The organism is Bdellovibrio sp. ArHS (genome assembly GCF_000786105.1).
Lineage (GTDB): Bacteria > Bdellovibrionota > Bdellovibrionia > Bdellovibrionales > Bdellovibrionaceae > Bdellovibrio.
The window spans coordinates 86,257-112,903 of record NZ_JTEV01000003.1 but is presented as its reverse complement, the minus strand read 5'-3'; the positions used below and the strand labels follow the sequence as shown (position 1 = coordinate 112,903).

Below are 26,647 nucleotides of genomic sequence, written 5' to 3'. Positions count from 1 at the left end.
CGATTGTACCAAAGCAGGACCTGGACTTCGGCCAGCTTTGGTACACAAAACCTCGTGTGTTATTCTGCAACAAAGGGGAGCGTGGATATGATGCTCAAATTATCTAAGGGGTTGGTGTGGGCCTCTTTGGCGGCGGCGCTGTCTTTGACAGCTTGTGGACCTGTTCAATTTTCTACTAAGTCAGCCGGCGAAGTTGATGACAGCAATATCGATCCTGGCCCGGTTCCCGGTGGTGCCATTCGCGAAGTCAATTATTCAAACACCGTGATCGCCACCGACAACAAGCTCGATATTATTTTAGTTGTTGATGATTCCAACTCCATGCTGCCGGACAACCAAAAGCTGGCGGAAAACCTTGCGCCCTTCGTAACTAAACTTCAGAATTCCAATATCGATTGGCAGATGTGCGCAACGGTGACTCGGGAACTTCCCGTCTCTTCCACACAGACGGCCTGGGGTGCTTCTATCTACTGGCAAAGTTCCTCCACTCCTTCCACCACTTTGGGAATGGTCTTGAAAAAAGGAACTTCCGATCTTTCACAAATTTTCACCAATACTATTAACTACATCAACGCCGGCTGGGTCGGCTCTGATGACGAACGTGCGATCAAGGCCATGTGGCGCCATGTTTACAACGGAGACCTTCGTTTTTCTCCAAATAACGGCTGCTACCGCGCCGACTCGGCCGTAGCCTATATCATCATCTCTGACGAAGATGAACGCAGTGTCGGTGGAGACGCGTCTCAACAAGTCTACACCGGGGAACTTAAAGCTCTTGAAAGCGAAGACAGACCCGACATTTTTGTTCAATCGTTCCGCGACACCTTTGGTGCAGACCGACGCTTCACTGTAAACTCAATCATCGTGAAGCCCGGCGATAGCACCTGCAAATCTTCTCAGGATGCCGGGGGTGCGAAGTCTCACTACGGTTTCAAATATGCCGAGCTGTCTGAAATGACCGGCGGTGGTATTGGTTCCATTTGTGAGTCTGACTTCTCGACAAACTTAAATCTTTTCCTGGATCGCATTCAGGATTCTTTAAGCTCTGTTCCTTTAGAATGTGCCCCTGTGAATGGAAACATCACAGTGACCATCACACCTTCCGTGGGCCCGGTTTCATCCCGTATTGAAGGTATGAACCTGGTGTTCGATACACCGGTGCCTGCAGGCCGCACGATTGACTTGAAATATGCCTGCCCTGACGACGGCCGCAGCCCAAGCTCAGCGACAAAAGCGACTCCGCTGGCAGACCAGGGCTTCTTCGCAAAGATTATTACCTTCTTCAAAAATTTATTCTAAGGCTAACTTAGATTTATCGAGGTCTACGGGCGCGCTTAATGTAAGGCGCCTTAGACCAACTGACCGACAAAATCTTTCATTCTACCGACAGCGCGCTTCATCGTGTCTTCAGACACCGCAAAACTTAAGCGCATAAAACCTTCTGTGCCGCACTCGGCACCCGGCACCGTCGCCACGAAAAACTTTTCCAACAAGATATCACAAAAATCTTTAGAGGTTCTGACCACCCGATCCTGATAGGTTTTGCCAAGACAATTACGGATGTCGACCCAGAAATAGAATGCACCTTGAGGCTCAGCAACTTTGAATTGTTCCACTGCCTGAAGCTCTTTCATGCCAGCGACTTTCCGAGAGATCAATTTTTCAACAACCCCATGAATGTCAGATTCACTAGTACGCAATCCCGCCAAAAGCGCGTGTTGTGAGATACTCGACGGTGACCCCGTTGACTGACTTTGATAATCGGCCATGGCCGTAATCAGCTTTTCAGGTCCTGCCGCCCAACCAATCCGCCATCCTGTCATCGAGTAGGCTTTCGAACCACCGTTGACTAAAACAGTGCGTTCGCGCAGATCGGGAGCGACTGAAAGAATATGTGGCGCCACTTTGCTGCCGTCGAAAACCAGACGGTTGTAAATATCATCCGAGATAATAGCGACTTGAGGATGCTTGCGCAAAACCTCCGCCAAAGCTTTCAATTCGTCAGCCGTATAGGACAATCCTGTCGGATTGCTGGGAGAGCAGAATAAAAAAGCCCGCGTCTTAAGGTTGATGGCTTGTTCCAGTTTTTCAGGCGTGATTTTGAAATTCTCCATCTCGCCGCATTCCACGATATGAGGAACGCCGTCAGCCAATTCAATCATCGTCGGATAACTGACCCAGTAAGGAGTCGCGACAATGACTTCATCTCCGGGGGAACAAAGCATCTGCAAAGCCGCGAAGATGATATACTTCGCGCCGGAAGCCACTGTGATTTCTTTAGGCGAATACTCAAATCCAAGTTCGCTTTTCATTTTTTCGCAAATGGCTTTACGCAGTTCAAGAGTGCCATTGGCAGGAGTGTACTTTGTTATACCTTTTTGAATAGCTTCAATACCCGCCTCAGAGGGGGCTTTGAAAGTGGGCCAATCGGGCTCTCCTACCGTCAGGGAAATCACATCATGGCCTAGCGAAGCTAGTTCTCTGGCCTTGGCAACCAGGAATAAAGTAGGAGACGTCTTTAAGTTTTGTGCTCTTTTAGATAGTTGAAGCAAAGCCCACTCCTTTTTTATTTTCTAATTTTTTTCTCTAAGGCCTCAATCACCACGTCCGGCACCAGGCCTTTCAAGGCACCGCCATTGGCGGCAACCTCTTTCACTCCCCGAGAAGAGATGTAATAGTACTCAGGGCTAGCGAACACCAACAGGGTCTCGATTTCCGGAGCCAGCTTTTTATTCATGTTTGCCATGGTCATCTCATACTCAAAATCCACCACGGCGCGAAGACCCCGCACAATAATCTGAGCTTTGGCTTTTTTCATGTAGTCGACCGTCAAACCGCCGAAAATATCGACCTTCACATTCTTCGCATGAGACAAAGATTTTTCAATCAGGTCTTTACGTTCTTCTGCGGTGAACATAGAAGATTTTTGTGAGGACTGCGCTACCAAGACAATCACCTGATCGTAGACGGCCGCAATACGATTGATAATATCCACGTGGCCCATCGTAATCGGATCAAAACTTCCTGGGTAAACTGCAATCTTACTCATTCACTTCTTCCTTCAGGGCTGCCTCATGACAAAACATATTGAGGTATTTGTCGCCATAATCCTTTTGATCGTAACGCACTAAAGCCCCATAACGTTCTTCCATGCGTTCTTTTTTTTCCGATTCTATCGCCATAATGGTGTGTTCGGCAAAGCCCGCGCTGACACTAGCCGCTTCCATGACAGAATGAGCCATTTTTTCTGTGAACGGAGGATCGGCCAAAATAATATCAAAGGGCTCGCCCTGATACGATTTCAAAAAGGCCACCACATCCATATTGATAATTTTGTATTCCGAGGCAGGGACTCGCAGTTTTTCCAGGTTTTGGCGCGTGATCGCTAAAGATTTTGGATTCTTTTCCACGAAAGTGCAGAATTTAGCGTCGCGAGACAGGGCCTCAATGCCTAGATTTCCTGTGCCACAAAACAAATCAGTCACGTTCGCACCTTCAATTTGAAACTGAATCTTATTAAAGAGTGTCTCTTTCACGCGATCGGTGGTGGGGCGAATATGGTCGGCCTTGAAGGCCACAAGTTGATGACCGCGATACTTGCCGGAAATAATTCTCATACTAACAGGTCCTCCGCCATCTTCACGACGGCGAAAATATCTTCAAAAGGTTTAGGCACAAACAGGTTGGCACCCATTTGCTGGGCCGTTTGCATGTTATGCTCGCCCGAAAATGCCGACATCAGAATAACTTTTGCTTTATTCGCAGAGCCGATTTCTTTCAGAACCTCGGGCCCTGTCATTCCCGGCATTAACACATCCAAAAAAACTAAATCAGGTTCCCAATTTTTCCAGGATTGCAATCCTTCATGACCGTTGGTCGCTTCCAGAACCTCAAAGCCTTTGCTTTTTAAAGCGCGGCTCAGCGAGCGACGGACTAAAGCTTCATCATCTACGATCAGAATCTTCAACGCTTACTCCGAATCCTTGCGGGGCAGCTCGATAGTAAAACAGCTCCCATGAGGTTCGACGTTTCGGAACTGAATTGTGCCGCCAAATTTTTCAATGATGGACTTAGACATACTTAACCCAAGACCGGTTCCGTGTCCTTCTTTTTTTGTCGTAAAGAAGGGCTCAAAGATGCGCCGTTGAATATCCAGAGGAATCCCGGGCCCGGTGTCTTCAATCTCGATAAAGACATGATTTTTTTCAGAGCGCGTTGCAACCCTTAAGCGCCCTGGGTCTTTCATCGCCTGACAGGCATTATTGATAAGATTAAACACCACCTGTTGTAAAAGATGGGGTTCCACATAAACCGTCTGCCCCAGCGTCTGCAAATCCACCTCTAGACGGTGGGTGCGTAGCGCTGATTTCAACATCGGCAACGTTCTTTCGATCACCTCGTCCACGCTGATAAACTCAGACGGCTGATCTTCGCCTTTTGAAAAGTCCAAAAGATTTTTGATAATACGTTGGGACCTTGCCGTGGCTTTTTCAATTTCGACAAGATCCGCATGCAGATGCCCTTCTTTCGGAGCTTCCTGTAACAAAACCTGAGTCAACGCCCTTAAGCCCGTCAAAGGATTGTTGAGTTCATGCGCGATATTTCCCGCGAGCATGCCGATGGCCCCCATCTTCTCGTTCTGCAGCATGCGCAGATAAAGCTCACGCGACTGAGTGATATCCACGTATTGATTGACGACATTTGTCGGACGAGTTCCCTGATCCAAGAGGACGGGGTAACTGTGGACTTGATAGATACGACCGTCCACTTGAATCTGACCGCCTTGCGAATGACCTTCTTTCATGGCCTGCGGCAAGGGACAGCCCTCACAAGGTGTTTTCCGATGCGCAAAGCTTTCATAACACTTATGTTGCAAAAATCTGTCTGAAAACTTTCTGTTGGCACGTACGACGTTGTAATCAACATCGACAATGGCAATCGGATCGCGCATGCCATCGAAAGTTTTTTCCCAACGATAAGAAAAGCTGGAAAGCTGATTTTCCAGAAGCACACGGTCCAACGCCATACTTAAAGGGCGCATACGATCGCTCATAAAATCAATAAAAGGACCCATCTCTTTATCAGATAAAGAGTTCTCAATACACAAAATCGCCTCGCCCTCGCCACCGACAAAATGACTGGTCAGTCGCAATTCTAAAGGGACGACATAAGCTTTAATGAACGGGCGCCCAAAGTGATTGGCAAAATAGCGAATCAGTTCGGCGCTGGGCACCTGCGGGACTTTGGGAAATTCGTATTGAGATAAAGACTCCGTCTGAGTGAAGTGACCCAATTGAAAGCTTAGAAAGAAGGTCTTAGCCCCACCCAAACGATAAGCCAAAATGGGATCGCCCATTTTATGAAACTTGCGCAACTCCTTACGCAGAATTCCTAAAATGTCTTCAAAAGACGTTTGCGTCGCCAGGTCCTTGATAAATCGCACCAACTGACGTTCCCTGTTCAGTTTTTCCGATTCTTCCCGGTGCGACATCTCGATATATTGCGTGCGCTCTTCGACCATCCCCTCTAAAGAGTGGGTCAAGGCTTCCAACTGTTTGTTTTGATGAGAGGATTCTCTTAATAAGAGCGAGCGAGACAGATACATGGAATGCTTCTGTAAAGCGCTTTCCAATTGTCCCCAAATCTCGCGTTCCGAAAGAGGCCAGCGCATGAATCGATAGACTTGGGCCTTATTAATTCCCTCGCGCACTTCACTTTCACTAAGATCTTCAGCAATCAACAGGCGTGGCGCCATGGGTTGATAAAGACGGGCCTGAACCAAAAACTCAAGGCTGTCATCGCTGGCGCTATTCTGGACTAAGATCGAGGAAAACTTCTGCGTTTTTAAAAGAGACAAGGCCTCAGAACAAGAGGCCTTGAAAACAATCTCCACTTCCCTTTTTTGAAAGGGAAAGAAGTGAGGCAGTCTAATTGGCGAGACGTTTCCGACCCACAGGATGGGATCCAGTTTGTTCGGAATGGATATGAGATCCTGTGTATTCGCCATTCAGTGACTTCTCCAACACTCGCAAATGATCTAACCACATTTGCAGAACATTGTTCAAATCATACTCTAGGACGTCGGCTAAAAGAACAAAATCCTTATTTTCTAATGCGCGAAGCGCCTGCAAAACGGTGTTCTTGCTGGCCTGTTCCGCTTTAAACCAATCCACTGGACTGGACACCAGAAACTGATCGCCCATCATCTCCTTAACGCTCAAGGTACTGTCGATCAGAAATTCACAATTTTGCACCAAATCATGGATTGGCTTCAACAGCCCACTCAAACCTTGCACCCGCATTCTTTTCGCCAGATTTTCGGTCTTCTGCATCAGCTCTGGCAAGGCTTCGATCCATCCCTTCAAAACGATGGCGGTCAAATCGCGGCTGTTTTCAGTTAAGTACTCTAAGGTTTCAATTTGTTCCAAAGGCACAGTGGCAAAGCGCGCTTCTTCACTTTCATTGATTTCAAGACCGTTCACAATGTAACGGCAAACGACCTGATTGGTCGAGCGCAGATCGTTTTCAATGTCGGTAAAAACTTTCCCTAAAACGATATTCTCTTTATAAAAGTCACGTAAATCCTGTCCAGACACCTTAAAGCGTTCCATCGCAGACCTCCTCCACTTTCTCTTCTTGCTCAAGAAGAGCTTCTTGAGGAACGTAAACATGAATATGGCGAGCCAATCTTTCATGCACATCTAAGGCTGCGGTACAAATCTCCTCTAAAGTGCCGGGACCAACGCGAACCTTTTCCGCTTGATACCAGCTAATAAGAGGACTCAGCTCGGGCACCATTCGGCTAATACTTTCAATAACTTCTTCGGAACGATCTAAGAAAGGTCCGATATTTTGCAAACCTTTCTCGGGAATCAGGGCTATCTGCTCCATCGCGAACTTATTGATATCCGCTAATTGCGTCGCGCCCTGAAGAATTTCCATGCGATCCGCCAAAGGATAAGAGGCGCCTAAATAAAGAGCTTGAACCAAATCCCATTGGAAACGTTCGCTAGCGGCTTCGTTCTTTTCGTAGCTTACAAGCCCTGCCGCGCGCGTGATCAACTCGGGCGCCACCTGTCCTTGCAGAAGTCCGGTAATACACTCACCCACTCTGTTCGCATCCACCTTGTGGCCTTTTTCGACTCGATAGATGAATCCCAAGGTCGACTTCGGCCCCGTCTCCCAGTAATTGACATCCCCGATGCTCACGTTGAACGTCGGCGTGTCCGTCAAAGAGGCCATATGAATCGGCGCACTGTCGCAACCAATTAACAACTCGGCGTCTTGAAGGATCGCAAAGATATCAGAAATCTTTGTCAGTCCTACCAGATTAACAAATTCGTTTTCAATGGCATGCGCTTGAATCTCTTCTGCCAAAGCGGCTTCGCCCGCAGCTCCGATCAAAACCACCGGAATCTTCGTGGCCGCCACCGGCTTAAGAAGCTGCGCCCATTCTTCCGGAGAAAGCGACTTGTGTTTTTCACTCGCCCCCACATGCACCACTAAATAAGTTTCGGGAAGTGGCGTCGCGAAGTTCTCAATCTGAGGGGCCGCGAAGTCCGCCTCGATGTATTCTAAATTTAACATGGAAGCGATTACGTCCACTACATGCACACGGTTCGGCTTGTCGGTCCCCACCTGGGCATAGAAGTAAGCACTCACCTCATCAGCCAGACACAGAGTCCCGTCACTATAGCGCGTGTACCCTGTGACGGTGGTCGTCGGCCCCGTCACTGCGTGTGTCAGATAACTCGAAACCGGCGAAAAAGTCAGATTAATGACCCAATCGTAGTGCTCGTCACGAAGAGCATCCACTGATTCATTCAAGGTTGCCAAAGCCGCTTCGGTATCAGCATCTTCTTGAATCAGCGGAGCCAAAATCGCGCTGACCGGCAAGGAAAGATGCTTATCAATAGCCGTCAGTCCTTCGACGGCGCCCTCGAAGCGCGGCCGAGTCAGAAAATGAATCTCAGCTTTAGGATGCGCACGACGAAGAGCGCGCATCGCTGGCCACGACATATAGATATCGCCAAGTCTAGCGAGTTGTATGACGAGTATTTTCATTTTTCACTTGTTCCTTAATAAGTTCTTTTAACAACTGAACTCTTTCGGCTTCCTGGTTATAACTCTGCGTTTTGAGGATTTGGCTGTAGGCCTTTTCCAATCTCTTCAAAGCCACCGATAGATAGTTGTCCAATTCCTTTTGCATAGTATGCCCCTTCCATAGAGATCGTTTGCAAATGACGAGTGAATGATTCGCGAATACTCAATAGCTCTTCAACATCTTGTAACGCCGCCGCAACACGGTCATAGATTTGCACAGGCTGATTGAATCGAGACAGCAACGCTTCCACAAAAACCTGGAAGTAGCCGACCTCATCTTTCTTTGACTTCAGAATTTCTTGCGCACATAGAATCAGATCCGCGATATCTGAAGTTTGAAAACTTCGCTTTATCGCAAGCTCTTCCCGCGTCGGCAAAACCTCATTGGCTTTTTCAAGCCAGCGACGATAGTCTGCCGTCCGTTCATTCCAGGCCGGTAGTGCCGCCTTTAAACTTTCTAATGGATGATGGTTTAAAAACTGGGCCACGGCCGAAGCGTAAAAAGGTTCCACCTGAGCGTTGGCTTTATCCAAATATAAAGTCCAAACGGCTTTTTCTAAAGAAAGCTGTAGATTTCTTTGCGCCATTTTTTCACCACTCAGTTGATCCCACACCGCGCCAAACACCTGTTCGACTGAAACATCCTCAGCACAAAGATGACTAGGCTGAGGGCAGGCCTGTGAATGCGCACAGGGCGCGCACGCAACTTGAGTTTGAATGACCACGGCACGAGATGAATACGCCGCTGTTTTAGCGGGATCGCTGCTGCCAATCGCAATTTCCACAATAGGCGTGCCGAGCTGGGCCGCCATGTGTTTGATACTTGTGTCCCCGGAAATTAGCAGGGCCGCGTTCTGTAAATGTTTGCGTGCTTCGGGAAGATCGCAAATAAGCAGATCCTTTTCAGGAAACACTTCCAAAAGCGTGTCCCGCTCAAAAGCAGCCCCTAAAACCATGACTTCATAATCGACGAGTGAAATCTCAATCGTTCGTTTCAACTGCTGAAATCTATCCAAACCCCAGTTCTTCTTTTGATCACTGGTCAGACATTGAAGCAGCACAAGCTTGCTTTTTCTGGCAGGTGTTAAGTTCTGCATTTCGATCGGAATGTCGAAGGCTTTCCCTAACAGCTCCACGTAATGGAACAGGGACTTCTGGGTCCCGGAAAAACGATCATTGAAGTAGCGCAGCCAACGATTGGACAGGCCTTGAAAGCGACCCTCTTGCTGGTAAAGGCCTCTTTTGTCAGGCACGTTCAAAGTGCCCATCAAATACGCACTGAGCTTATTATGGGTCAGATTGATGACCTGATCAAAGCCTTCGCTGTTAAGGCTTTCCACAAATTTTTCCACTTGCTGATAAGACCAAAGAATATTGCAAGAGGCGTCACCCAAACTTTTTTGCAAAGCCTCGCGCTCAAAGTAAATATACTCATCAACAACGCCGTCCAGAATTTTTTCAACGTTCGCGAACTGACGATTCAAAAGCAGATGAATCTCGGCGTCAGGATTCTTCTCGCGCAACCCTTTAAGCAAGGGTGCTTGTTGAATGATATCGCCCAATCTTAACAGCGACAGCACTAATATTTTCATTATTTCACCAATTCACCGAGTAGACGGAAAATCTGCTTTTTATTTTCAGGCATCACCGACGCTTCCACTACGGGCACCAGGTCCTTTAGGGAAAGAAGTTTGTTCTGCTCCAAATACAAAGCTTTGATATTGATATTAAATTCTTCAAAATGATATTTCACGGATTCAACCGAGCGTCCCGTCAATGCAGCAAAAACCTCGGAAAAGAATTGCGTATTTTGCCCCCAACATTCGTTGAAGGAAAGGACGTAAGAACGACTGCTCAGGATTTCCTGAAAGAAATCCGCTTTATAAATATCTTGCACGTTCTGCACCACCGCGATTTCAATGCGGTCCTGCAGCTCCGGAAATTGTGAACGAAAAACAGGAATCAACGATTCTCGCGACTCGACCACGGTGATTTTAAGAGTTGGGTCGAGGTCCGCCAACGCGGCAATATGAAATCCTGAGCCCAGGCCGACAACCACGACATGCGAAGTGGGAATTGCGCCTAAAGAGTACACCCACTTCAAGGCTTCACCACGCGGATCGCGCAAGGACGCCAAAGCTTCACCGGATTCAAAGGCCACCAAAGTCGATTCATGATTTTCAGAAAATGTAATCATCGACATAACTAAGCCACCTTTTGAGAGTGAAGAATCTTCTTTTTCAGTTCGCGGACCTCTTTGTGATCGGGATTCCACAACAGAACTCTCTCCATCTCAATCAAGGCCTTATCGACCTGCCCTGCCGAGCAGAACAGATTGATCAACACCAAGGACATGTCTTCATCTTCCTCGACAGAGGCCAGATACGATTGCAAAGCTTCAATAGCTTTTTGCAGCTTACCATCGCGCAAACCCCAGTTAGCCGCCAAATGAACCGCCGTTCTATTTTGCGGATTGATATCCAAAGCCGACTCTATGTTTGCCCAAGCCAGATCACTATCACCGAACTGGTTGTGGACCATTGCCAACCCGACCCAAGCTTTGTCATTTTCGGGATTGATCTCGACGGCTTTGCGGAAACAATACAAAGACTTGTCGAAGTCATTTCGTTGTACTTCCAATGTTCCGAAGTTCACCAGAAGAATGTCGCTCTGCGAATTCATCGTATAAGCTTTATTATAGTATTCTTCGGCCGCATCAAAGTCGCCTTGTCGGACAAAGATGTTACCCATGTTTTTATAGACCTCGAACAGATAGTCGTTTTCTTCTGTCAAGATGGCCAAAGCTTCGAAATACTTATCTAGTGCTTCCTGATCGCGGCCCACCTTATAAAGCATCGTGGCGTAGCGACACATATTTTCGAAGTTGTAGTCAACTTGCGCCAAGGTCTTACGCGCAACCAAAGCTTCGTCCAGGCGAGACGTTGTCTCCAGGCAAGATGCCAAAAGTTGAAGTGTCGCTGGATTCTTCGAATCCACGTTGCTCGCCTGACGCAGAAGATTCATCGCCAAAGAATATTCTTTGTGCTTCATCAAGAGACGGGCATTTTGGATGAACTTAGCAACACGAGGATCCTGAACAGGAGCTTCTTTCTCTGTCTGTGACTCGGCTTCAAATTCTGAGATAGCTTGTTGTGGGTCAAAATAGATTTTGCCGGACTCTTTAACAGGACTTTCGGCATTTGCATTAATTCCAGATAAATCACTGGACTTTTGAACGATCTGATTTTCCAACATCTGAATAGGTCTCCTCGGGAAAATAGTAGGAGCAACACAGATGCCAAAGCTTTATTTCACTTTTATGAGATTTGAGGCAAGTTCGGCGGGGAGATTTGACTCTTTGCCTGAACTTGCCGTCATGATTTTGTCAGGAAATATTTTCCTAGACCTCTTCGTTCAAGCGATTATTGAAAGTCTTGCTCTTATAACCACCCACCGCTTTGCGAGACCGTCGCACTTCTTGAAGCTCACGGATGATCGAGTTCTTCGCCATCTCAATGCAAGCCAAGACTTGGATATCCTGTTCGATTATGCGGGCAACATATTCATCCTTGATTGCCAACGCCTCTTTCACTTCGCGACGCTCACCTTCCGTGATGCCGTTTTGCTGTGCTTCTTCGTCGTGCACTTTTTCGATTTGTGCGTCGACGTATTTTAGAACTTCAAGAATTCTTTCGCGAGTCTGATAAAAGTGCTCCAAGTTATCAAACTGCCCTTGGGCAAAGTTCGCCAACTCCACTTCATTCAGTGAATAGAACTTCTCGAGGTAGTGATTCTTTTCGTTCAGCAACGTGATAATCCTAGTCATGTCCCCTCCGTGGGAATTTTTAGCCTGCTTTTTCTGTTTCTTTCTTCAATTTTTCAACGGCCTGCACCCAGCCATCATAAAGCGTGTTTAACAGCTTTAAGTTGGCCTTCAAGGGTTCCACATCCCCCGAGATGTTGGCTTTGGTATACTGTTCCATCATGAACATATAGAGCTGTTCTAACTGAACCGCGACGTCGCCGCCGACCTTGTGATCCAAGGTGTTGTTCAATTCCATGATAATATCGAACGCCCGCCCGATATTCATACCCCGGTCCGCAATCTTTTTTTCCTCAATGGCTTTGATTGCCAGCTTTGTGAATTTGATCGCTCCTTCATAAAGCATCAAAAGAATCTTCTCGCGACTGGCACTTTGCACCGAGGTCGTTTTATATTTTTGGTACGCGTTCTTGTTCATAGTCCCTCACACCCTCAACTCTAAAAAGTTCCGAACCTTTAACCCGCTTTCGGAGCCATCGCGGCGAAACGAGCCTGTTGCGCCTGCATGTCCGACATCTTCGATTCCAGGTCCGCGAATTTACGTCGCAGACTTTCCTCTTTTCGCTCCAACTGACGTTCCTTGGTTTCAATCCGTCCGTTGACCTGATTGATCCGGTCCTGCAAACCCTTTTTACGATTTGCAATAGTTCCAAACTGACCGTTCATTAAGTTTCCGATCTCTCGCTTCACCGTCGACACAAATCCCGTGCTAAAGCCGTCTCCCCTAAAGAAAGCCGCCACCCCTTGAGGATTCGCATTCAACACTTTGTTGAATTTGTCCTGATTGAAGTTCAAGGTACCGTTTCTATTAAACTCAATCCCCAACTCACCCACACGACGAATCGGTGTCTCTACACCCATTGTCGGATTCAGAATCACTCGGCGCAGTGAGTTCTCGATCGAACGAAGCATCCCATCACCGCCCAAAGGACCCAGTTTGGGATTCTTGCCGTCACCCGCCTGCAACTTGCTCTGCTTTTGGATGAAGTCCAAAGCACCGTTATAAGCCTCAACGAAACTTTTGATTTTACCGCTGATGACTTCCAGATTTTCTTTTACACTCATGCGAATTTCGCGTCCCGGGGCCGCCGACTTGAAATCCAAAGTCACACCCGGAATTAAATCCGTGGACTTATTATCAGGAAGCTCAATTTCAAATCCGTCGACTTTCACCTTGGCATTCTGGGCCGGGCGGGATTGGTCGAAATACATGTCCTGGTCACCGTCCAAAAGATAAATCTTCGGAAAGGCCACCTGATTGTCTTTTCCTGTTGAAAGACCGGAAATCAAAAGTTTAAAAGGATTTTCCGCGTCCTTTCGATCTTCCAACACTTGCGCCTTCAATCCGACATTGGCGGCGTTGATTTGCTTCACCACGCCTTCCAATGTTGAGTTAGCGCCATTAATGTAAACTTCCTTCACTCCTTCCGGAGTATCGAACTTGATATAACCCACGCCGATCTGGGTTTCGTTCTTATCGGGAAATCCATTTGAAATAGCCGCCGGCTTTTGCGCCAATTGCACCACTTCAATGGAGTAGTCCCCGGGGATCGCCGAGTTCGGGTCGACTTGCCCCTCAATCACATTCGGATCACCGCTGACAAATTTCTTGTCGATGAAACCGCTTGTGGAAGTCAGCTCTCCCAGATTTTTTGTGATGTCGCTGACTTTGGTTTCCAAATCAGTGACAAGCTTCAACTTGTCTTCCTGCTTGGTCTTCTGCACTTCCATTTGTTTCACGGGAATACGCTCAGCTTCCATAAGCTGATCAACGATATTTGGTGGTAAGCCAGAGGCCATCCCTGTAAAGCGTATTCCTGCCATGAATTCATTGTGTCAAAGTGAGGCAAGAATCGTGAGTCAATTAAATGTCTCTCGAAAGGGCCAGTGCAGAGGATTTCCGGGCTGTATTGAATTTTATCCCGCAGGGATTTTGACAGAGGGGCGTTTCTCTGGACGTCTATCTAGGAAGCATTTGCTGCGAAAGCAAAAATAATTAAGCAGATCGCTTTAGTAACTGTCCTCGAGGAGAGTTGTCCGAGGGTAAAGTCCACAATTCAAGTTCGGGAATTCGGCGAATCACGGCGCCCAGGTTGTCTTTCACGACAACGAAGCGTCCTTTTTCATCGGCATCCAACTCAACAGTCCACTTGTGTTCCTTCATCGCCGGCAGACTGCGCAAATGCTCCATCGCTTTCTCAAGCTGTTCTTCTGTCATGGGTTCGCGCTGTTCTTGATTGCCGGAATAGGTTTCTTGGCCGTTGGCATCGCGATCATTGGTTTGATCCGACTTAATAGCCTGCCCGATCCGTTCGACATTGCGAACTTCATTATTGGGCAGAATATTCGAAATCATTCCTTTGATATTCATACGAGCTTTATATCGGATTTTCTGAATGAGAACTTGAATTTCGACACCTTGGTCGAGGGCTATTTCATATACACAACACTATACAAAGACTCTTTCAGTTCTTCTTTCGTGACCCAGATATTACCCTTTTCACACCGCTTGTGAAATTTTTCGTAATAGATACTGCAGTCACTGCCCCATGTATTGCGAATGAGATAGTGGCATTTCCCGCCGACTTTCTTTCGAGCCGCAATAACACTGGAGTGATCGGCATGTTTGGCATCTTCACCTTCTTCAGGTGCCATCAGCGTGTAAGCATTGTAGCCAATGCCTGCCACCCGACCGTTCTCTAATGCATGATCAATGGTTTCGAAGAGTTTTTTTGCGCCCTGCTCTTTCGTGATTTCGCCTTTCTTGATACGTGTCTCGTATTCTTCCAGGCTGTCTCCGTATTTGGTCATAATCGGAACAAGTGGCACGGGCCACGGCTTTCGCTGGCATTTTCGGTCGCGCTCTTCTTCATAAATATTCGTGATCGCTACCGCAAAAGGATCGACCACCGCCGAAGTGAAATCCGCCTGCGTCTGAAACAGATCACAATTATTCTTCTTCACGTGCGCCTGGTTGCGCTTCTTATGAAGCTTCATGATCTCGTCAAAGAAGCGCGTTTGATTTGATTCGGTGGATGGGAAGTTTTTCTCGCTGCACATGCCTTTAGTATTTGCCAGAATGATGGCGGCATCTTCTTGGCCGCCCGTATCCATCAAACCTTCTTTTTTAAGGATGTGCTGCGGATCGTATTTTCCCGCGGCCTCAAGACGAACACTTTGCAACCGAGTGTATATTTCCGGATTGTCCTGAAGGTACTGCTTAATTTCGGGTCGGTTCGAATCTTCAAGCTTATAAGGGTCCGCCAAAATAAACGTGGAAGCGATATCTGTTGCAGAAACCCGCGTCTTCACACGCTGAGAAATAAGATCCGCCGACGTGTAGGCAAAACACCAACTTAAGTCCCCTTGGTCACGATTCGGTCCCAACTCTTTGCGATAGTCTATGGACGAACAATTCTCATCCGCGTGAGCTTGCGACATAAAAAGAAAAAAAGCGACGATCCAGAAGATTTTCATGACTGCTGACTTATCGGAGTAAGGCGGGGGTATCTTAATATTCCGTAAACCAACAGCGCATCTCATTCTGAGACAGCCCAAAAGCTGTGATTGCGCAAACACCTCTCTTCGACGTTCTTCAGACATCATCCCTGTGCCACAATCGAAGCAAAAAAAATGGAGGTTCTATGGGAAGCAAGGGCAGATCACCCCAAGCGGATGACGTTAAACAAGAAGAAGCCGCCAAAAATGGCGAAGGTATTGTCAGTCGCGGCCCTGGTCCCCGCTCAACCAGTAAGATTTCAACAAAGTCCTTACCTGCAAACCGGAAGCGGGATAAGTAAGTTCGATTTTTTACACATTCAATTTCATTTTTCTATCTATTAAGAGGGTGATCGATGTTTAAAAATAGAATCCTAATAGCTTATGTCATCTTACAATCCGCTTGTGCCAACGGAAGCTCCAATACGAATGAAAAATCTCAAGGATCCTGGCGCGAGCCAACTCTCGTGCAAACCCCTTTTATGACCGGACTGCAAAATCCCTGGGACCTGGCGTTTCTTCCCGATGGAACTCTTTTCTTCACTGAAAAATGTCGCGGACTTTCTGTTCGTAAGACTGACGGAACGGTTATTCGCCTGTTCGGCACTGCGGGCTCTGCCGTCATCGCGAATGATTTGTTTTGCGAGGGCCAATCCGGAATGGCGGGCGTTGCGCTTGATCCTCAGTTTTCACTGAATCGGCTGATCTACGTCTATATGGCTTCAAATCTTTCCAACCCTCGAACCAACAGGGTCATCAAATTGACTGTCGCGAATGACTTGTCAACCGTCTCTGATCGCAATGACATTGTTACCGACATTTCTTACAAGAACGTCGCAAATACCTGGGGTGGCGCGGGTTCCCACAGCGGCGGCCGCATTCGCTTCGATCGCGACGGTTTGCTCTATATCACAACGGGAGACAATCACAATGGGCCACTTCCCCAAGACCTGACCAGGCTCGGTGGAAAAGTTTTAAGGGTGACCACAGATGGCGCCGGTGCGCCGAACAACAACACACCTTCGGGAGGTGACCCACGCATTTTTACGTTCGGTCATCGCAATGTTCAGGGACTGACATTTCATCCTGTGACCGGGCAGGCATTTATTGCCGAACACGGTCCCAACCATAGCGATGAAATCACACGCCTGATTCCCGGCGGAAACGGTGGCTGGGACCCGCAGCCCGAACCCGGCGTCACCTGCGCTGACAACTATTGCGGCTATACTTCGAATAAACCCAGTGGATTGCCGACGCCCATGACTGACATCATAAAATTCCCCAATGCAATGCGACCGATCGTAGTTTACGCCGACTCACAAGGCATGGGACCGGCCACTTTCCTCACCGGATCAAAGTGGCTGGCATGGGAAGGAACTCTTGCCGTGGGCATGATGGCCGCACGAAGACTGGATATTTTTTATTTGAACAGTTCTGGAGAACGTGAAGCCATGACCACGGCAATACTGCCATCCGCACGCATGCGTTCTTTGGTGACCGGGCCCGAGGATAATCTTTATATTGCGACAGATGAAGGACAAATTTGGAAAGTGGAACCACAATAAATGACTCTGAACAAATACAAAAAGCCTTCTTTGCAAGGCCTGTTAGTACCCCAAGGAAGCTGTAACGCTTCCTTGGGTAGGTTGGTACCGGGAGGGAACGGAGGTGCCCTCCCAGATCAAACTTTATATTCTTATATTAATTAACCGATCAATCTCAATGCTGAGTTAGGCATCGCATTCGCTTGTGCCAACACCGCCGTGTTCGCCTGCAAGAGTACTGAGTTACGAGTTGACTCAGCAGTTGCCGCAGCTACGTCAGTGTCGCGGATACGAGAGTTCGCAGCAGAGATGTTCTCATGTTGCACACCCAAGTTATCAACAGTGGATTGCAAGCGGTTTTGAAGGGCACCCAGATTTGCTCGGTAACCATTCACTTGAGATTGAGCTTTATCCACCAACTCAAGAGCATCTTGCGCACCCGCCTTAGAAGAGAAGTCGAAACCATCAATTCCAAGAGCCGAGATTGTAGAGTCAGTTTCACCAGCATTGAACGAGATTCTATCTGCGTCTTCACTGTTGTTGATACCGACTTGGAAGTCAAATTTATCACCAGAACCATCAAGAAGTTTTGTAGTTCCGAATTTAGTTGTTTGCGTAATACGTTGAGCTTCAGCTTTTAATTGTTGAACCTCTTTATCAAGGAAGCCACGCTCGACATCACCAACCGTGTCAGATGAAGCCTGAACACCCAACTCTCTCATACGAGTCAAGATGTTAGAAATTTCACTCAAGCCACCCTCTGCAGTTTGCACCATTGAGATACCATCGTTGGCGTTACGGCCTGCTTGGCTCAATGATCTGATTTGCGATTTCAAGTTTTCACTGATCGCCAATCCCGCAGCGTCATCTGCCGCTTTGTTGATACGTGATCCAGAAGACAATTGCTCCATGGATTTACCGATTGAACGCTGAGAAGTAACCATAGTTCTCTGTGCGTTGATCGCTGATACGTTAGTAGAAATTCTCATTCCCATTTGGGACCCCCATTAATTGCGGCAGCCTTATACCTACTTAGGCTTACCTGTTGTACACGTTAGTGACTTTACTTTTGTCGAGTTCCTCTGCTAACGATTCTCTTCAGGCAGTCACTCCATCCGAGTCTCTCGAGTACTTCGACTTAAGTTCCGTCGTTGCTTCTGACATACCTTTCGGCGAGGTCTGTGAAGGCTTTAGTCGCGTCCAGCAAAACTAGACCATCATCCAGAAAAACCTAGACCAACATCCTGAAACCAAGCCCAAAATCCAAGAAAATCCCCAACCAAAGTCCAGCAAAAGGTGCCAGGGGATTTTTCCCAACCGACCTGCGTCCAACGCTTAGGGCTATTTTCAATCTCATTCCTTCTAAGATCTGCACGGTCATTGCTTCAGACCAAAGGCATGGGCAGAAACAACTTTATATGTCAGACCGAATTCCCCTATCACATCACCGCAAGATGTATAAATCGCGAATGGTTCGGGGTCGAAAAAGAAGAAGTTTGGAAGGCCATGTGCAGACAGCTGCACTTTATACACTTAGCCTTCGGGATTCGGATTCACGCCTTCGTACTGATGACGAATCATTTCCATCTCATTGCTCGCGCACCCGAGCAGAATTTGAGCGAAGCCATGCAATTTTTTATGGGCGAGACCGGCAAAGATTTAAGAGATTTAAGCGATCGCATCAATCGAACATACGGCTCTCGTTTTCACCGCACCTATATTTCGAGTCCTCTTTACTTCCTTCACGCATATAAATATGTGTACCGAAATCCAGTCGAGGCCGGATTGTGCACGAAGGTTGAGGACTACGAGTTCTCGACATTGAAAGGTTTATTGGGAGAGCAGAAAATAGAGATTCCTATTCTAGACGATAGCAACTGGGAAACTTTGGAATCTAGGAGGGAAACTTTGCAGTGGCTCAATGCCACGCCTGAAAAAAAGAATTGGGAAGCGGTCAGGAAAGCCTTGAAAAAGCACACATTCAAACTGGCTCGGGAGAACTGCCGACTTTCGAATTTGGAAAATGACGCCCTCTAGTTGGAAAAAGTCCCCTGGCACCTTTTAAAATCCCTGGGAGCGGGTGCTCCCAGGGTGGGCTTAAGACACGAGAGGTATATGTGGGCGACCCCTCATTCTCGAATGAGACCCTATCCCAGTAAGGCCCCATCCGATATTCGTAGTTTACGAAAATTGTTTTCTTAATTTTTTATTATACTAGTTTCATTGCTACGTTCGGTAATTGGTTGGCTTGCGCCAAAACCGATACCGCCGTGTTTTGCAGGATACTTGCTGATGCCATCTCGGCTGTTTCCTTCGCCACGTCAGTGTCGCGGATACGAGAGTTGGCGGCAGACAAGTTTTCGTAAGAAACGTCGAGGTTGCTTACTGATGACTCCAATCGAGATTGCATCGCACCGAAACTCGCGCGCAGTGAACCGACTTTTTGAATCGCTTCATCGACAGACTGCAGAGTATCGCGGGCTCCCGACTTATCCGAAACATCAATACCACTGATCCCCAAAGAACTGGTTGTCGCGTTAGCATCGAAGTCGAAGGCTATGATATTTTCTTCTCCTCCATAGGCCCCGACGTGGAATTCTAATTTCCCGCCCGAACCATCAAGAAGTTTGGTATTACCGAAAGTAGTGGTTTTTGCGATACGGTCAGCTTCTTGAACCAACTGCTGGGCCTCATTGTTGAGAAACCCGCGCTCCGTATCACCGACAGTGTCTGAGGCCGCTTGTACTCCGAGTTCACGGAGACGAATCAAGATATTAGAAACTTCGCTCAGTCCACCCTCACCCACTTGTGAGAATGAAATCGCGTTGTTCGCGTTGTTGCGCGCTTGCGCAATACCTTTCAACTGTCCTTTAAAGTTTTCTGAGATTGCCAAACCGGCAGCGTCGTCGGCGGCATTGACGATGCGTGAACCCGACGCCAGAGCCTGCGCTGAGTGTTCCGCTCGTTTTTGTTGCTTGGTTAGCACACGTTGTGCTGCGATTGATGCAGTATTTGTTGCGATTCTTAAGCCCATGAGAACCTCCTAAGGGATTGAGACCTCGCACGCTGATTTTTTGGAATTATTCATGGACCTAGGCAGCACCACTTGCCATCAGAACATTCTTGAATCCCACCAACGTACGTCGATCGATTTTGTTTTCTTTCAACTCACAAAATAAAAATTAAAAATGGTTGGAGGGTTCCCCGGAATCAGGGTGACTGACCTGATTGTCGAGGAACCGAGCCATCAGAGAGGTTTTAGCCTTTTGGGAACTCTTGCGAGTCTTGAGAGGGTCCTTTTCTGAAGCACCAACGTGTACGAGAAACTCTTCGGACCATGGTCCAGGAAACTTTAGGGCGAAGGTCTAGGAATTTTTAAAGAGGATGTCTTAATTATTGATTTTACTTGATATTAAGGACCAAAAAATTTTACGACTAAGGTCCAGGCGAAGCCCGACCAAAGAATTGAATGCGAGCTTCTTTTAAGCATTATGTTACGAGATTTCAAAGGCGTAAATCATTCATCTGAAGTATATTCAGGCCCGCAAAAGTAGCGTCGCCAAAATTATTTCTGACGTAGTCTAACAAAGGAATTTCGACAACAAATTGCGAACCCCGTTTGAAGCTTGCATGGCGAAAAATGATTTGGCCGTTTCGTTCGAAGAACACCCCCTGGTGAGAGATATCAAGGGCAGTACCAATGGCCTCTTTCACTTTCCAGTTGGCACGTACGATATTAATGACTCCTGCTTTCGGAAAATATCGAAGCAACTGTGGGTTCGCCAACAACGTCTTTTTATCAATGAACGGTAGGCGCACTTTTTCATTTGCGAAATTTTTTGTTTGCGTGCGGATGTATTCAATTTTCTTTTGAAACTGATCGGTGGCCTTAACCATCTCGGGGGCCTGACGGAAAAACCACGTGCTTTTCTCAATCAGGGTCGTCAATGTGGAAGTCTGTTCGGCTCCCACATCCGCAGTGATATCTCGAAGTACCCCCAATCTTTCTGCATTAGGAGTCCAATCAACACTCGTAAAGTGATTTCGCTTAAAAAGACTGACCTCGCCATTCAAATAGCGAACCTGAGATAATATTTTTTTAAAGGCCTCTTCGGAGGTGGCCAAAGACAAGGCGACGACGGTTTCCACATAGGTCGTGCAATCAAAAGCATCAAATCGGTAAAGGGGATCGTTATCAAAAGCCGAAGTGCTGCCTTCACCCAGGGCTCCTCCCAAATAGGGCTTTCCCAGAAAAAGAGATGAGTAAAAATCCACGCGCTCGCTCAGGGACTTCGCAAAAACGTCATTCTGACTTGCCCGCGAAAAAATTCGCTGCAAATCACTTTCCGCCTCCTGCTCGATCAAAGCCGACGAACGAACGGAAACCTGGGCGAACCCCGTGGGGCTCACCAAAGTGGCGACGAGTATAAGAACCAGTGGCGAAAAAGCAGACTTCATAACAAACGTCCTAAATGGTTTAATTTCCCTCAAAGCAAAATTCAACGCAGCCTCATGTGCAATACAATCCACTGTATGTGTGTATCGTTTTGACACGACGACATTTCACGACAGAAAGCTTTCATGTGACTAACAATTTTCAGCCACCGTAAAATCATAGGCTCCACATTTAGCGAGTCACCTTTTTATTAGCGAATATAGGGCCTCTCGGGTCGACCATAAAAGGCATGAAATCTGTAGGTCACTTGATATGAAAAATCCGATCGACTTATACAAGCGACGGCCTTTCACAGAACGAGGTAAATCATCCTATGAATGCAAAGTTGAATCGGATACGAACAGGGGCTCTCACTTCACTCATCGTACTTAGCTTGGCGACGCCAGTGACGTTCGGACAAACAAAATCACAATCTAAGGCTAGCGAGAATCTGACAGTCTCTACGCAGAAGCGTAAAATGGAGACGCTGCTCGAACAGCGCAGTGGGACTTCTTTTTGGTGTGACTTCAACGATCGGGCCTGTGTTTCTCTTTATGAGGCCCTTCTTGAAAACGATTGGGAAACCTGGAGTGACATTCGCAAATCAGACCCCAATCATTTCGCCCATGCCTATGAAGCTATTGTTTTAACGTCGTTCAAAAAGCGTATTGTCAATTCGCCTCAGCAGCGCATTTTTCAATTTTCAGACGCAGCCTTCAAAGATGTTCGAGGAACTGCTCTAGGAGTTACGTTACTCCTAGGTGTGCAACCTCTCCTGCCTAGTAAACCCGGAAAGAAGAATTCACGACAGTGGCCACCTCCCTCTGGACCGCTTCTTTGTGAGCGCCAAGCCGACTTTTTTGATCAGCTTTTCGAGCAAGACGAACTGCGCATCACTGTTGCCATGGGATACATTGACGAAATGTCAGGTGCTGGTCATGCGCTGGGTTGGGCTGCGGTTCCTTATCATTACGGGAATTCGGTTTCGCTTCATTCAAGGTATCTTAATTCTTTTGCGCAACTGGGATTTGAAGTTCGCAGTCAAAGCGTCGGAAAAACCGTTTTTACGCGCAAAACGCTTCATCGAGGAAAGCCAAAGAATGTCGTGGTCACCCTCCTCAATCCTAACACGGTTTGCCCCGGAGAAGATCCAACACAGAATATTTGGGAGCGATTGGAGTCGTCTCTTTGCGAGGAGCAAAAAACACTTATTCAAAATACCAAAACTGACTTCGAAGCCGCCCTTAAGAATGATCAAGTCGTGGTCTACAACGGTCATTCTCGCAGCGGGCGCGGTCCTGACTTCGGCCCATTTTCAATGGGGCAACGCTTGGATTTACCGAATGTTTTGGAAGAAGTCCCGGCGTCGTCTTTAAAGGTCTTCGCCCACCTAGGATGTAAAAGCGACGAGTATCATTTGGACGATTTGATGAGCTATCGCGAAAATCATCCGCAAGGCTCATTTCTGTTCATGCGCAACGACGGCGCTCCGACTTTCCATGACTCATTCGCAGCAACAGAGGCTTTGGTAAGAGGCCTGTTAGATGAGCGCTGTTTTGATCAAATCGAAACGATCTCAAACACGCTGATCTTAGGTGGGTTCTGGCCTAATAAAGTGATCCTGACACCTCTTTAATCTACAAGATGCAGACAAGGGCCCTTGGGGCCCTGACCCAAGAAATGCTTTGTCTATACCTTCTTTCCCCACTCAAAATCACTAAAATCCAACTCATAAATTAAAGTAATTGCTCTATTTATTTTTGAGTGAATTTGATTGACTGAAAATCGCATTCGCGAGTTTTATGCGGGCATTCAACAGGAGAATCGTTATGAACAAAACGTTTTGTCTGGGACTTATTCTTTTTGCTTCGCTCTTTTCAATCGGCAGTTTTGCACAAACTGAAGCTGCGAGCACCTCGACGGCGACAGCACCCAAACCCCCGTCTGTGTTTCTGACATACAGCTATTACAAATATGACCTACAAGGCACGAACAACGCGAACACGCGCATCTATGGCTTCGATGCTTCGACGGTGGACTTGAACATGGTGACAGCAACCTGGCTTTACAGCCCCCAATGGACCTTGCTGGCGCTTGTTCCTCATATCAAAAATATGGTCGAGACCAAATACGAACCCATTCCCGGCGGCCTGAATTTCAAAACACGCGACTACACAGAAGGTCTTGGAGATATTCGCTTGATGGGTATGACCGCCTTGCATGCGGAACAGTCTCATCTTGTTCTTGGCGATGTCAGCGTCACTCTTCCGACAGGAAGCATTGACGAAACATTCACGTCGAATCCTTCGCAAACGGCCGCTTACAACATGCAACTGGGTTCGGGCACACCCGATCTCATTCTGGGGGCCACTTACTCTAATACTCTGACTCAATGGGTTCACTCGGTACGCGGGCAAATCACAGTTCGTGGAGGCAGAAATGCCAAAGGCTGGGCACTGGGCAATGAATTTCTCACACAAGTTTCCAGCAAGTATCGCGTGGCCTCTTATTTTGAAGCTGGAGTCGTCGGGAATTATAAAGCCCGTGATGCGGTTCAAGGCCGTGATAACGGTTATGAGCTGAATAACAACTGGAACAACGTCGCCCATGGCGATGGCCACCAGTACTATCATGCTCCACAAATTAACTGGGATACCGAGTTGGTTGCCAAGCTTTCCACACCAACACCGTTTTATGGTGTCATCGGCGCGCTAGAAGGCGGTCTTTCATTCTACAGAGACGCCATCAACAAGGATGACATTCGTTTAGACATGCCTTACTGGGTTTCGGCTTCCGTTACCGGCAGCTTCTAATCGGATATAAACGCTTTAGGATGCCTCGCCTTGGCCCCCTCTGAAAGAATAACAAGGCCCGAGTTCACTGAGTTGACGGGGCCTTAGGCCTCACTTAAAAAAGGGCCTCCGATGACAACAGGAGGTCCTTGTATGAAGTCCCTGGCGTTTCTCTTGGTTCTGCTCTCAGCGCATTCCGCTGCAGCCGCTGTTTTTTCTCCCAGTTCCGTTGAAGTCAAATTTACCTACAGTACAGAATTCATGACAACAGACGGCTCTGATGCCGTGACCTTGGCCGATCTTCACGCCCAGCACTTGTTCGGTTACATGCAATCACCGACGATGGTGACTTTCTATAAAATCAACTCCGACACGCCCGGTATTGGCGCCCCCCGATTTCCGTTGGCTTACGAGATTTTGAAAAATCGTAAGTCCGCGGGAGTTCGCACCATCGCCTATAAAGTTACGGGTGTGCTGCTGCTGAATAAAAACACCGCAAAGAAACTTTTGGATGAAGGTGTCTGGAAAATCACGATGCCCAGTGACCTTGATAACTTCTACGAAGAAAAATGCACCGACGAACACTACAACAGCTTCGGCGACTTCTGGTACTTTTACGACCCCTTCCGTGAAGGCTGCGAATTCCTTCGTCAAGCGCCCATGGCAAGATCCGTAAACATTAAGATCGCCGCTTTCAAGAATGCACCGGCAGACACGAGCGCCTCTTTGGATAAGCTGCGTGACGACAATGGCAATGGCGATCTGTTCGAAATCACCACTATTAACGGTTACGCCGACAGCGCCAAAGATCCCGAAGATGCAGGGCGCATGGCTTTTGAAGAGTTGAACACCTGGTTACGCCAAAGTGGCTTCAATGAAAAGATTGTGGCCCGCTACCAAAATCGTCCTATTCATCAGTTTACGAAGACCTTAAAAAGATCTGATGGTTCAGAAGTTCAAGTGCGCATCACCCGACTTCTGGCAGAGACAGCGGTCGCCAGTAAAAATGTGACCTTTGCAAAATTCTTCAAGCACTCTGTGGAAAATGCCGACGTTGTCATCTACGCCGGTCACTCGGGTTTGGGGGGCAATTTAGACATCGCATCTTTAGAGGAAAAAGCCGGTGGCTTCGAGTTCCAAACCCGCAAACATCAAATCTTCTTCTTTGATGGGTGCTCCAGCTATTCGTACTACTTGACCATGTTCGAGGAGAGAAAATCCAAAGGGAAAATCGATATTTTAACCAATGGTCTTTCCAGCTATTTTGGGTATGAAACACCTGTTCATAAAGTTCTTTTTAAACACCTTCTGCAGGTCAACAGCTCGCCCACATGGGGCGAGATCCTGAGAGATATGGAAAGACCTTTGGGCGGCATGACCTTCATGCTCAACGTTGGTTCTCTTTAATCCAGGCTTCCAGAGCGCTGCGGTCTTTCCATTCAATGGAGTCGACGGACTTCGCAGTGCTCACCACCGCAAACTGTGTCTGAGCTTTGCGCGGTTGTCGCAGCAGAAGGCCTAGAGTCGCGGCATAGGCCGTGGGGTTTTCCGTCGGTAAAACATGTCCCACGTTTTGCACCAAAATCACACGCAGCGGTTTTCCTGAGGCCAGATAGTTTTTCAAAACTTGCACTTGGTTTTTCAGGCGCTCAGGATTTTCTTGCTCCGCAATAACGAAGTCGCGAGTTCTTTCTTCGGTGTTAAAATTCCACTCTGCAAAATTAAAGTCTTCGGCAGCCCGGGCAATTGTAACATAGCCCTTCTTAATATCGCTGACACGCGGGCTTTCCCCATAGAAGTCTTTATCCGCAGATAAGTTTTTATCAACTGTGTTGCTCCAGTGCGTGGTGTACGCCTGATCGCGGAATTGGCGAATCCAAAAGGGAGCCATAAACGGGTTTAACTTAAACCAGGACTCCCACAGCTCCGCCGTTTTTGCAGCGTTCGGATCGCTTTCCGTCGGTACGACCAAGGGCACTGTCTCGATAATGTGGGGGAACTCTTGGTCATTAAGATAAGCGCCGATAGATGAAGTGTAAGATAAAGTCACCGGCACCGCTTTTTTTATACCCAACGCATGAACCAGTTCGGTGATATCCTTGGCAAAATCTGCAGAGCGAATCGAGTTCGTCATAGAGAAATAAGGGATTTCTGTTTTTTTCAAACCCTCAATAGAGCGCGGATGGGCCGGCAAAGAGGGAAGAAGTAAATTCCATCCCTGCTTAATCAAAATTCTGACGGACGTGTCGTTTGAAGAAAGACCGCGATTGACCCCCGGTAAAAGAATCAGAGTCGGTGCAGTAGGTGTATTCTCGATGTGTTCAAAGGCGATCATTTTGCCTGGGCCTAGTGGCAGATGGCGAATCTCGGCGAAAGAAGACGAAGACAGCAACAAAACAGCAAAAGCCAGAATCCAGGTTTTCATATTTGTTCCTTTTAAAAGTGGGTTCTT

The 26,647-nt window shown here is 47.5% G+C and carries 26 protein-coding genes; 7 read left to right on the top strand and 19 right to left on the bottom strand.

Annotation, left to right across the window (positions count from 1 at the left end):
• Nucleotides 1–87: 87 nt before the first annotated feature.
• Complete coding sequence (locus tag OM95_RS01395) at nucleotides 88–1,299, top strand: hypothetical protein (RefSeq protein ID WP_041869458.1); 1,212 nt, start codon at nucleotides 88–90, stop codon at nucleotides 1,297–1,299.
• A gap of 50 nt (nucleotides 1,300–1,349) precedes the next feature.
• On the opposite strand, the gene OM95_RS01390 is transcribed toward OM95_RS01395, so the two are convergent.
• The 15 genes from OM95_RS01390 to OM95_RS01320 all read right to left on the bottom strand — a co-directional run bounded on the left by OM95_RS01390 (nucleotide 1,350) and on the right by OM95_RS01320 (nucleotide 15,403).
• Nucleotides 1,350–2,552 (bottom strand): pyridoxal phosphate-dependent aminotransferase, encoded by a 1,203-nt coding sequence (locus OM95_RS01390; protein ID WP_041869456.1) that lies wholly within the window; start codon nucleotides 2,550–2,552, stop codon nucleotides 1,350–1,352.
• A gap of 14 nt (nucleotides 2,553–2,566) precedes the next feature.
• On the bottom strand, nucleotides 2,567–3,049 hold the full coding sequence (gene coaD / locus OM95_RS01385) for a pantetheine-phosphate adenylyltransferase (RefSeq protein ID WP_041869455.1): 483 nt from the start codon (nucleotides 3,047–3,049) through the stop codon (nucleotides 2,567–2,569).
• Nucleotides 3,042–3,617 (bottom strand): 16S rRNA (guanine(966)-N(2))-methyltransferase RsmD, encoded by a 576-nt coding sequence (gene rsmD, locus OM95_RS01380; protein WP_041869454.1) that lies wholly within the window; start codon nucleotides 3,615–3,617, stop codon nucleotides 3,042–3,044. The genes coaD and rsmD overlap by 8 nt, the downstream gene beginning before the upstream one ends.
• Nucleotides 3,614–3,967, bottom strand: a complete 354-nt coding sequence (locus OM95_RS01375) for a response regulator (protein WP_041869452.1) — start codon at nucleotides 3,965–3,967, stop codon at nucleotides 3,614–3,616. Before OM95_RS01375 ends, rsmD begins: the two co-directional genes overlap by 4 nt.
• A 3-nt stretch (nucleotides 3,968–3,970) precedes the next feature.
• A complete protein-coding gene (locus tag OM95_RS01370) occupies nucleotides 3,971–5,893 on the bottom strand; it encodes an ATP-binding protein (RefSeq protein ID WP_041869450.1) in 1,923 nt (640 codons plus the stop codon).
• Nucleotides 5,894–5,927: 34 nt separating this feature from the next.
• Nucleotides 5,928–6,611 carry a hypothetical protein gene (locus tag OM95_RS01365; protein ID WP_041869448.1) on the bottom strand — a complete coding sequence of 228 codons (684 nt, stop codon included), beginning with the start codon at nucleotides 6,609–6,611 and terminating at the stop codon, nucleotides 5,928–5,930.
• Nucleotides 6,598–8,064: a glycosyltransferase family 9 protein gene (locus tag OM95_RS01360; RefSeq protein WP_291515421.1), complete on the bottom strand. Its 1,467-nt coding sequence runs from the start codon at nucleotides 8,062–8,064 to the stop codon at nucleotides 6,598–6,600. Before OM95_RS01360 ends, OM95_RS01365 begins: the two co-directional genes overlap by 14 nt.
• 56 nt (nucleotides 8,065–8,120) lie before the next feature.
• Complete coding sequence (locus tag OM95_RS01355) at nucleotides 8,121–9,695, bottom strand: glycosyltransferase family 9 protein (RefSeq protein ID WP_041869446.1); 1,575 nt, start codon at nucleotides 9,693–9,695, stop codon at nucleotides 8,121–8,123.
• Nucleotides 9,695–10,306 (bottom strand): hypothetical protein, encoded by a 612-nt coding sequence (locus OM95_RS01350; protein ID WP_041869444.1) that lies wholly within the window; start codon nucleotides 10,304–10,306, stop codon nucleotides 9,695–9,697. Before OM95_RS01350 ends, OM95_RS01355 begins: the two co-directional genes overlap by 1 nt.
• Nucleotides 10,307–10,308: 2 nt before the next feature.
• Entirely contained in the window at nucleotides 10,309–11,358 is a 1,050-nt protein-coding gene (locus OM95_RS01345; RefSeq protein WP_041869442.1) for a tetratricopeptide repeat protein, read from the bottom strand.
• 145 nt (nucleotides 11,359–11,503) lie between these two features.
• Nucleotides 11,504–11,929, bottom strand: coding sequence for a hypothetical protein (locus tag OM95_RS01340; RefSeq protein WP_041869440.1), 426 nt, complete (start codon nucleotides 11,927–11,929; stop codon nucleotides 11,504–11,506).
• Nucleotides 11,930–11,948: 19 nt separating this feature from the next.
• The gene (gene fliS, locus OM95_RS01335) at nucleotides 11,949–12,344 is read right to left on the bottom strand and encodes a flagellar export chaperone FliS (RefSeq protein WP_041869438.1); all 396 of its coding nucleotides are present in this window, start codon (nucleotides 12,342–12,344) and stop codon (nucleotides 11,949–11,951) included.
• A 38-nt stretch (nucleotides 12,345–12,382) separates the two neighbouring features.
• Nucleotides 12,383–13,750 carry a flagellar filament capping protein FliD gene (fliD, locus tag OM95_RS01330; RefSeq protein ID WP_041869436.1) on the bottom strand — a complete coding sequence of 456 codons (1,368 nt, stop codon included), beginning with the start codon at nucleotides 13,748–13,750 and terminating at the stop codon, nucleotides 12,383–12,385.
• A 172-nt stretch (nucleotides 13,751–13,922) separates the two neighbouring features.
• Nucleotides 13,923–14,297 (bottom strand): flagellar protein FlaG, encoded by a 375-nt coding sequence (locus OM95_RS01325; protein WP_041869434.1) that lies wholly within the window; start codon nucleotides 14,295–14,297, stop codon nucleotides 13,923–13,925.
• 59 nt (nucleotides 14,298–14,356) lie between these two features.
• Nucleotides 14,357–15,403: a hypothetical protein gene (locus tag OM95_RS01320; RefSeq protein WP_041869433.1), complete on the bottom strand. Its 1,047-nt coding sequence runs from the start codon at nucleotides 15,401–15,403 to the stop codon at nucleotides 14,357–14,359.
• A 167-nt stretch (nucleotides 15,404–15,570) separates the two neighbouring features.
• Between OM95_RS01320 and OM95_RS16970 the strand changes: the two genes are divergently transcribed.
• Both OM95_RS16970 and OM95_RS01315 read left to right on the top strand, forming a co-directional pair.
• Nucleotides 15,571–15,726 carry a hypothetical protein gene (locus OM95_RS16970; RefSeq protein ID WP_291515420.1) on the top strand — a complete coding sequence of 52 codons (156 nt, stop codon included), beginning with the start codon at nucleotides 15,571–15,573 and terminating at the stop codon, nucleotides 15,724–15,726.
• A 54-nt stretch (nucleotides 15,727–15,780) separates the two neighbouring features.
• On the top strand, nucleotides 15,781–16,989 hold the full coding sequence (locus tag OM95_RS01315; RefSeq protein ID WP_041869431.1) for a PQQ-dependent sugar dehydrogenase: 1,209 nt from the start codon (nucleotides 15,781–15,783) through the stop codon (nucleotides 16,987–16,989).
• Nucleotides 16,990–17,129: 140 nt separating this feature from the next.
• On the opposite strand, the gene OM95_RS01310 is transcribed toward OM95_RS01315, so the two are convergent.
• Nucleotides 17,130–17,963: a flagellin gene (locus OM95_RS01310; RefSeq protein ID WP_041869429.1), complete on the bottom strand. Its 834-nt coding sequence runs from the start codon at nucleotides 17,961–17,963 to the stop codon at nucleotides 17,130–17,132.
• A gap of 403 nt (nucleotides 17,964–18,366) precedes the next feature.
• Here OM95_RS01310 and OM95_RS01305 point away from each other — a divergent pair, with 403 nt between their 5' ends.
• A complete protein-coding gene (locus OM95_RS01305; RefSeq protein WP_041869428.1) occupies nucleotides 18,367–19,005 on the top strand; it encodes a transposase in 639 nt (212 codons plus the stop codon).
• A gap of 172 nt (nucleotides 19,006–19,177) precedes the next feature.
• Here OM95_RS01305 and OM95_RS01300 read toward each other — a convergent pair whose 3' ends face one another.
• Complete coding sequence (locus tag OM95_RS01300; protein WP_041869426.1) at nucleotides 19,178–20,002, bottom strand: flagellin; 825 nt, start codon at nucleotides 20,000–20,002, stop codon at nucleotides 19,178–19,180.
• A gap of 470 nt (nucleotides 20,003–20,472) precedes the next feature.
• Nucleotides 20,473–21,426 carry an N-acetylmuramoyl-L-alanine amidase-like domain-containing protein gene (locus OM95_RS01295; RefSeq protein ID WP_041869424.1) on the bottom strand — a complete coding sequence of 318 codons (954 nt, stop codon included), beginning with the start codon at nucleotides 21,424–21,426 and terminating at the stop codon, nucleotides 20,473–20,475.
• 455 nt (nucleotides 21,427–21,881) lie between these two features.
• On the opposite strand from OM95_RS01295, the gene OM95_RS01290 reads away from it, so the two are divergent.
• From OM95_RS01290 to OM95_RS01280, 3 genes are all read left to right on the top strand, one after another.
• A complete protein-coding gene (locus tag OM95_RS01290; RefSeq protein WP_041869422.1) occupies nucleotides 21,882–23,039 on the top strand; it encodes a hypothetical protein in 1,158 nt (385 codons plus the stop codon).
• A 193-nt stretch (nucleotides 23,040–23,232) separates the two neighbouring features.
• Nucleotides 23,233–24,216 (top strand): hypothetical protein, encoded by a 984-nt coding sequence (locus tag OM95_RS01285; RefSeq protein ID WP_041869420.1) that lies wholly within the window; start codon nucleotides 23,233–23,235, stop codon nucleotides 24,214–24,216.
• 132 nt (nucleotides 24,217–24,348) lie between these two features.
• Nucleotides 24,349–25,602 carry a hypothetical protein gene (locus OM95_RS01280; protein ID WP_041869418.1) on the top strand — a complete coding sequence of 418 codons (1,254 nt, stop codon included), beginning with the start codon at nucleotides 24,349–24,351 and terminating at the stop codon, nucleotides 25,600–25,602.
• Here OM95_RS01280 and OM95_RS01275 read toward each other — a convergent pair.
• The gene (locus OM95_RS01275) at nucleotides 25,583–26,620 is read right to left on the bottom strand and encodes an alpha/beta hydrolase (protein ID WP_041869820.1); all 1,038 of its coding nucleotides are present in this window, start codon (nucleotides 26,618–26,620) and stop codon (nucleotides 25,583–25,585) included. The genes OM95_RS01280 and OM95_RS01275 overlap by 20 nt on opposite strands.
• Nucleotides 26,621–26,647: the final 27 nt, after the last annotated feature.

What these genes read in the sequence shown, in the direction of transcription:
- OM95_RS01285 (WP_041869420.1), top strand. Translation starts at nt 23,233, where the DNA reads ATGAACAAAACGTTTTGTCTGGGACTTATTCTTTTTGCTTCGCTCTTT.
- OM95_RS01300 (WP_041869426.1), bottom strand. Translation starts at nt 20,002, where the DNA reads ATGGGCTTAAGAATCGCAACAAATACTGCATCAATCGCAGCACAACGT.
- OM95_RS16970 (WP_291515420.1), top strand. Translation starts at nt 15,571, where the DNA reads ATGGGAAGCAAGGGCAGATCACCCCAAGCGGATGACGTTAAACAAGAA.
- OM95_RS01365 (WP_041869448.1), bottom strand. Translation starts at nt 6,611, where the DNA reads ATGGAACGCTTTAAGGTGTCTGGACAGGATTTACGTGACTTTTATAAA.
- OM95_RS01275 (WP_041869820.1), bottom strand. Translation starts at nt 26,620, where the DNA reads ATGAAAACCTGGATTCTGGCTTTTGCTGTTTTGTTGCTGTCTTCGTCT.
- OM95_RS01290 (WP_041869422.1), top strand. Translation starts at nt 21,882, where the DNA reads ATGGAGACGCTGCTCGAACAGCGCAGTGGGACTTCTTTTTGGTGTGAC.
- coaD (WP_041869455.1), bottom strand. Translation starts at nt 3,049, where the DNA reads ATGAGTAAGATTGCAGTTTACCCAGGAAGTTTTGATCCGATTACGATG.
- OM95_RS01355 (WP_041869446.1), bottom strand. Translation starts at nt 9,695, where the DNA reads ATGAAAATATTAGTGCTGTCGCTGTTAAGATTGGGCGATATCATTCAA.
- OM95_RS01315 (WP_041869431.1), top strand. Translation starts at nt 15,781, where the DNA reads ATGTTTAAAAATAGAATCCTAATAGCTTATGTCATCTTACAATCCGCT.
- OM95_RS01305 (WP_041869428.1), top strand. Translation starts at nt 18,367, where the DNA reads ATGGGCAGAAACAACTTTATATGTCAGACCGAATTCCCCTATCACATC.
- OM95_RS01360 (WP_291515421.1), bottom strand. Translation starts at nt 8,064, where the DNA reads ATGAAAATACTCGTCATACAACTCGCTAGACTTGGCGATATCTATATG.
- OM95_RS01325 (WP_041869434.1), bottom strand. Translation starts at nt 14,297, where the DNA reads ATGAATATCAAAGGAATGATTTCGAATATTCTGCCCAATAATGAAGTT.
- OM95_RS01350 (WP_041869444.1), bottom strand. Translation starts at nt 10,306, where the DNA reads ATGTCGATGATTACATTTTCTGAAAATCATGAATCGACTTTGGTGGCC.
- OM95_RS01395 (WP_041869458.1), top strand. Translation starts at nt 88, where the DNA reads ATGATGCTCAAATTATCTAAGGGGTTGGTGTGGGCCTCTTTGGCGGCG.
- OM95_RS01340 (WP_041869440.1), bottom strand. Translation starts at nt 11,929, where the DNA reads ATGACTAGGATTATCACGTTGCTGAACGAAAAGAATCACTACCTCGAG.
- rsmD (WP_041869454.1), bottom strand. Translation starts at nt 3,617, where the DNA reads ATGAGAATTATTTCCGGCAAGTATCGCGGTCATCAACTTGTGGCCTTC.
- fliD (WP_041869436.1), bottom strand. Translation starts at nt 13,750, where the DNA reads ATGGCAGGAATACGCTTTACAGGGATGGCCTCTGGCTTACCACCAAAT.
- OM95_RS01280 (WP_041869418.1), top strand. Translation starts at nt 24,349, where the DNA reads ATGAAGTCCCTGGCGTTTCTCTTGGTTCTGCTCTCAGCGCATTCCGCT.
- OM95_RS01320 (WP_041869433.1), bottom strand. Translation starts at nt 15,403, where the DNA reads ATGAAAATCTTCTGGATCGTCGCTTTTTTTCTTTTTATGTCGCAAGCT.
- OM95_RS01310 (WP_041869429.1), bottom strand. Translation starts at nt 17,963, where the DNA reads ATGGGAATGAGAATTTCTACTAACGTATCAGCGATCAACGCACAGAGA.
- OM95_RS01345 (WP_041869442.1), bottom strand. Translation starts at nt 11,358, where the DNA reads ATGTTGGAAAATCAGATCGTTCAAAAGTCCAGTGATTTATCTGGAATT.
- OM95_RS01295 (WP_041869424.1), bottom strand. Translation starts at nt 21,426, where the DNA reads ATGAAGTCTGCTTTTTCGCCACTGGTTCTTATACTCGTCGCCACTTTG.
- fliS (WP_041869438.1), bottom strand. Translation starts at nt 12,344, where the DNA reads ATGAACAAGAACGCGTACCAAAAATATAAAACGACCTCGGTGCAAAGT.